Annotated in this window: 3 protein-coding genes; 1 reads left to right on the top strand and 2 read right to left on the bottom strand. The window is 60.8% G+C overall.

What is annotated here, in order from left to right; all coding sequences use genetic code 11:
* Positions 1-333: 333 nt before the first annotated feature.
* Positions 334-1,728 carry a DUF2779 domain-containing protein gene (locus tag ACETWG_03905; protein MFB0515733.1) on the bottom strand — a complete coding sequence of 465 codons (1,395 nt, stop codon included), beginning with the start codon at positions 1,726-1,728 and terminating at the stop codon, positions 334-336.
* A gap of 72 nt (positions 1,729-1,800) precedes the next feature.
* The gene (locus ACETWG_03900) at positions 1,801-3,168 is read right to left on the bottom strand and encodes an NAD-dependent succinate-semialdehyde dehydrogenase (GenBank protein MFB0515732.1); all 1,368 of its coding nucleotides are present in this window, start codon (positions 3,166-3,168) and stop codon (positions 1,801-1,803) included.
* 395 nt (positions 3,169-3,563) lie between these two features.
* Here ACETWG_03900 and ACETWG_03895 point away from each other — a divergent pair.
* Positions 3,564-5,133, top strand: a 1,570-nt coding sequence (locus tag ACETWG_03895; protein ID MFB0515731.1) for an aminotransferase class III-fold pyridoxal phosphate-dependent enzyme, incomplete at its 3' end; no start/stop codon positions are given.

Below are 5,133 nucleotides of genomic sequence, written 5' to 3'. Positions count from 1 at the left end.
CGCCAGGCATGCGCGTCCATCAGATTCTGGTAGCGCTGGAGAAAGCGCGTTACTGACTCGATGTCAGTTATTTTCTCGCCGCGGGGCGGGGTGGCAAATATCCCCGGTCCCGGGACAGTTTCAGCATTCATTACGCATCACCAAAGGTTTCCTCCGTCGCACCTCCCGGGCTGTGTCCCGGGTGCTGCCGGAAGGGCTATTAGTGGATCGATGTGGATGCCAGGGCAGTAGCGGCCGGGAAATCTCATCGTGGGTGTCATCGCGGAAGGAGAACAGAAGTTCCTTATATACCCGTAGTTCACAGCCTGCCAGGTAAAGAGCCAAAGTGCGACCTCAATATGTTATGAGATAATTATACAAAGCGGCCATAGCCAATGTATCCTGTCCGCAGTACTTTTTCAAGTCCTTAATTAGCGTGCGGCGCTCCCTTCCCGGTGGCAGCTTGAGCATCAGGTTCCAGGTCGCCTGGGCCGCATCGCCCTGCTGTATGGCCAGGTCTTGATAACTCATCGATGGCACCAGTACCGGCAACACGCTCTTCAGGCTGCAGGAGCCGTCGAAGCGGTAATCAGTGTAGTATTTTTGGAAAATCTTGAGCTGATCCCACAGGCGGTCGCTGATGGACTGAAGCTGCCGGGTCTTTTCAGGAAACCAGGTCATGAGGGCCTTCAAGACGCTCCTTTCGAAAGGTGCATTGTAGGCCACGACCGACCCGGTGGGACTTATCGCCGGCAGCAGGGCATCCAGCAGTGGCGGTCGCGGATCACTGTCATCCTGGTGGAGGTACTCGGTGTGGCTAAGACCGCCAGCTTCAAGCAAGATATGACAGCTGAACTGGAAGGGGAAGTTTTCGTAGGGGTGCAATCCTTCGAATCTTGGTACTGCCGGGGCATCGGTTTCGAAATCAAGAAAGTGGATGGGCGGCACCAGTCTGGACAGCTCCTGCCGAATTGCCTGCCAGTCGACGATGGGCTGCTGGCGGCGTGCGCTCTCCACATACCGGGCCTGCTGCTCGCCCATGGGGAAGTCGGTTGGCAGCCGGGTGATCTCGATAAGGCCCTCGCGGAGCAGTTGCTCTTTCCGGGGCCAGGTCAGGCGGGGAATGGAAAATATGGAGTTCGGCGGCACCCACTCCCAGCAGTGCTCCTCAAACGGGCAGCGGTAGGGCCGGTTGCAATGCTGCCCGATGAGCACTTCCGGGGCTTCAGGCAGGTCCAGCACCTGGTGAAAATCATCCACCCTGGCGGCCATGATGGACAGCTGGCCCTGCACCTGGGGTGTCAGGTCTTCGAGAGTGAACAGGTTGGAGAGTTCCGGGTAGGTACACGCCTTGTTGAGGTGCATCAGGTGGAACTGCTCGGTTTCCAGACCCGCTCCATTCAGGACGTAAGCCTGGATGGCTACATCCTGAATATGCTCAGGCTTTACTCCGGTGGAGGACTTGACCTCGACGAGTCGCCAGCCGATATCGGCCTGGCGCTCGAGTACGTCTACCCTGACCAGCACGTCGTGGAACTCGAATGCCCCTTCGAAGATAGTTTTATGCCCCTGCGAGATGGCCCGCCGCGTATCAGCCAGTGCCTCGGAAATGTAGGCCGGGTCGAACTCAATCAATACCCCGCCAGGGAAATGCTGCCGGGCTAATTCCCCCACCCGCAGGCCCTGCTCGATTGCCCGTTGTTGGATCAGGGAAGGCGGTGCGGCCAGTTCCGGTTGGTGGACATCCAACCACAGCCGCTTGGGACATTGATGGCCGGTCAGGAACTGGGACTTGGTGAGGGTGGACAGGATTCTGTTCTCCTAGGCTACGTATACCGTTTTGACATTCACAAATTCCCGGATACCCTGGCTGGACAGCTCGCGGCCGTAGCCGCTGGCTTTTATACCGCCGAACGGCAGGCGGGGGTCCGACTTCACTAAGGCGTTCACGAAACAGCAGCCGGCCTGCAACTCGCTGGCCGCGATGCGTTCTCCCTTTTCAACGTCCCGGGTGAAGACGGCCGCTCCCAGTCCGAACGAGGAGTCGTTGGCTATCCGGATGGCTTCCTCTTCATCTCTGGCCGGGATGATGGCGGCCACTGGGCCGAAGAGCTCCTCATCGTACGCGGGCATGCCCTTGCGGACGTCGGTGAGCACCGTGGGTGGGTAGTAGGCCCCCTTGGTATCGGGAATCCGGCCGCCGAGCAGACACCGGGCGCCCTGCTCGATACTTGTCTGCACCTGCCGGTGTACCTCGTCGCGCAGGTCGTGCCGGGCCTGGGGACCCACGACGGTATCGGCTTCCATGGGATCGCCCATTTTCTGAGCGCGCATCCGGGCCACAAAGAGCTCCTCGAACCGCTCCCTCAGGGATGCTACCACCACGAACCGCTTGGCGGCGATGCAGCTCTGTCCCGAGTTGATCAGCCGGGCGGTGACGCAGGTAGGCACGGTGGTTTCCAGGTCGGCATCTTCCAGGATGATGTAGGGGTCGCTGCCGCCCAGTTCCAGGACGGTTTTCTTGATAGCCGCGCCCGCCCTGGCGGCCACCGCCCTGCCGGCTGGAACGCTGCCGGTGAGTGTCACCGCCTGGACGATGGGGTTATCGATGATCGCGGCCACCCGGGGGCTGCCCACCAGCAGGGTGCTGAATACGCCCTTTGGAAATCCGGCTTGCCGGAAGATCTCTTCCAGGGCCAGGGCGCAGCCGGGGACGTTCGATGCGTGTTTCAGGACAGCCACGTTGCCGGCCATGAGCGCCGGTGCGGCGAAGCGGAAAAGCTGCCAGAAAGGAAAGTTCCAGGGCATGATAGCCAGCACCACCCCCAGCGGCTGATAGGTGACGAAGCTTTTGCGGGCGTCGGTCTGGATCACTTCCGGCTGCAGAAAGGCCTCGGCCTGGTCGGCGAAGTAGTCGCAGACCCAGGCGCATTTCTCCACCTCGGCCCGGCTGCCGGTGAGCGGCTTGCCCATCTCCCGGGTCATGAGGACGCTGTAGTCCTCCCGATTGGTGCGGAGGACCCGGGCGGCCTGCTTCAGCAGTGCGGCTCGCTCTCTGAAACTGGTTCGGCGCCAGCCAGGGAACGCCTCAGCCGCCTCATCGAGGATACGTTGGACCGCGGCGGGCTTCAGCTCCGCGTAGGTCTTGAACGTCTCACCCGTAGCGGGATTAATGGCTTCGAGTATCATGATCCTTCTCCTTGAAAACAAAGCCAAATAAGCTATCTCGCACTGAGGAATAGCCCTTTAATGTAACCCCTTGTAAATTGTCCATGCCGTCTATATCTTTGATTTTAGCGACATGGTGTGGCGGTTCATAACAGTGCCTTACAGCGCTATGTATAACAGGAAAATTAGGCTGTTCGCAATGTACGGGCTCGGGTCCGCATCCTTCGTAATTCTATTCCCGCTTTGTATCCTCGGCGTCATGCGATATTCGCGGCGAGCATCGATAACCAGCCCAGGAGCGCCACACCCCCCTCAGCCGCATGGAGCTGGCCCCCGATACACGGCATTCTGTCTCTCTTGGTCCGGCTGGCTAATAGAAACGACATCTCGTTGATGGCAGCACTTTTACTTATGCCATGACGTCGACAGTAGCGAGCCGGCCTGCGTTCACCTGCGATGAGGTGCGCGCCTTCGTTCGCGATCACTACGGTATCGACGGCGCGGTGGAGCCGCTGCCGGCCGAGCGCGATCAGAACTTCCGGCTCGATGGTGGCGAGGCGGGCAGCTTTGTGGTGAAGATCGCCAACCGCAGCGAGAGTGCGGAAGTGCTGGACTTCCAGAACGCCGTGTTGAGCCGGCTCCCGGAGCTCTGGTCATCCGGTGCTAGTCCCAGGTTTGTCAAGTCCCTTTCGGGTGACCTGATGGGCACGATTCGAGGTGCCGCGGGGGATGAGTTCAGCGTGCGTGTGTTGACGTATCTGCAGGGGGAGCCTCTGGCGGCTGTTTTCCCCCGCTGTGAGCGCACCCTCGACCGTCTCGGGTATGCGCTTGGCGACCTGGACCGCTGCCTGGCTGGTTTTGAACACCCGGCGATGGAACGGGAGCTCCGGTGGGACTTGCGGCGGGCCGAGTGGATCAGCAAGCATACCGGCCGCATCCGGGCTGTCCGGCGTCGGGGAATCGTGGAGCGGTTTCTGCTGCAATACCGGGGCCGGTCGGTGCCGTTACTTCCGGATCTTCCGATGAGCGTCATCCACAACGACGCCAACGACGAGAACCTGCTGCTGGTGTCGGATAGCGAAGACGGGTGGCGGGTGGCCGGGTTGCTGGACTTCGGCGACATGGTGTTGACCCACACGGTGAACGAGCTGGCGATCGCCTGTGCCTATGTGATTTTCGGCGCGGAGGAGCCGCTGGCGGTTGCCGCCCGCGTCGTTGCTGGATATCACCGGGCGCGGCCTCTCTCGGAGATCGAAATCCAGGTCCTGTTTCCCCTGATCTGTATGCGCCTGTGTGTGAGTGTTACCATGTCGGCCATCGCGGCCCAGGACGATCCCCTAAATCCCCACGCCCAGATCAGCGACCGCCAGGCCTGGGAGACACTGGAACGGCTCGCCGCTGTTGATTGGCACGAAGGCGAGAGCCGCTTCCGGGAGGCCTGCAACCTCCATCCTCTTACTGAACAGCAGATAGGGCATCGTCATTGGACCCATGGCGAGCTCCTCGAAGAGCGGCGGAGATTGATCGGCCCTTCCTTGAGCCTGCTGTACGAAGTGCCACTGTTCATTGTCCGGGGGAGGGGACAGTTTCTATTCGACGACTCCGGGCAGGCCTACCTTGACTGCGTCAACAATGTCTGTCATGTCGGGCACTGCCATCCGAAGGTTGTGGCTGCCCTCTCGGCGCAGGCGGAGACCCTGAACACCAATACGCGCTACCTGCACCCCTATCTGGTCGAATATGCCGAGCGTCTCACGGCTACCCTGCCTGAACCGCTGCGGGTCTGTTATTTTGTGAACTCAGGCAGCGAGGCGAATGAGCTGGCTGTCCGCTTGGCTCGCAGCCACATGGGCCGCCGCGACGTGATAGTTCTAGAGGACGGCTATCACGGCAATACCACCACGCTGGTCGCCATGAGCCCCTACAAGTGCGAAGGGCCCGGCGGCCAGGGGCTGGCTGAATGGGCGCACAAGGTGGTGAAACCCG

This window comes from Candidatus Neomarinimicrobiota bacterium (assembly GCA_041862535.1).
Classification (GTDB): Bacteria; Fidelibacterota; Marinisomatia; order SCGC-AAA003-L08; family TS1B11.
This window is presented reverse-complemented; position numbering and strand designations above follow the sequence as displayed.

What these genes read in the sequence shown, in the direction of transcription:
- ACETWG_03900 (MFB0515732.1), bottom strand. Translation starts at nt 3,168, where the DNA reads ATGATACTCGAAGCCATTAATCCCGCTACGGGTGAGACGTTCAAGACC.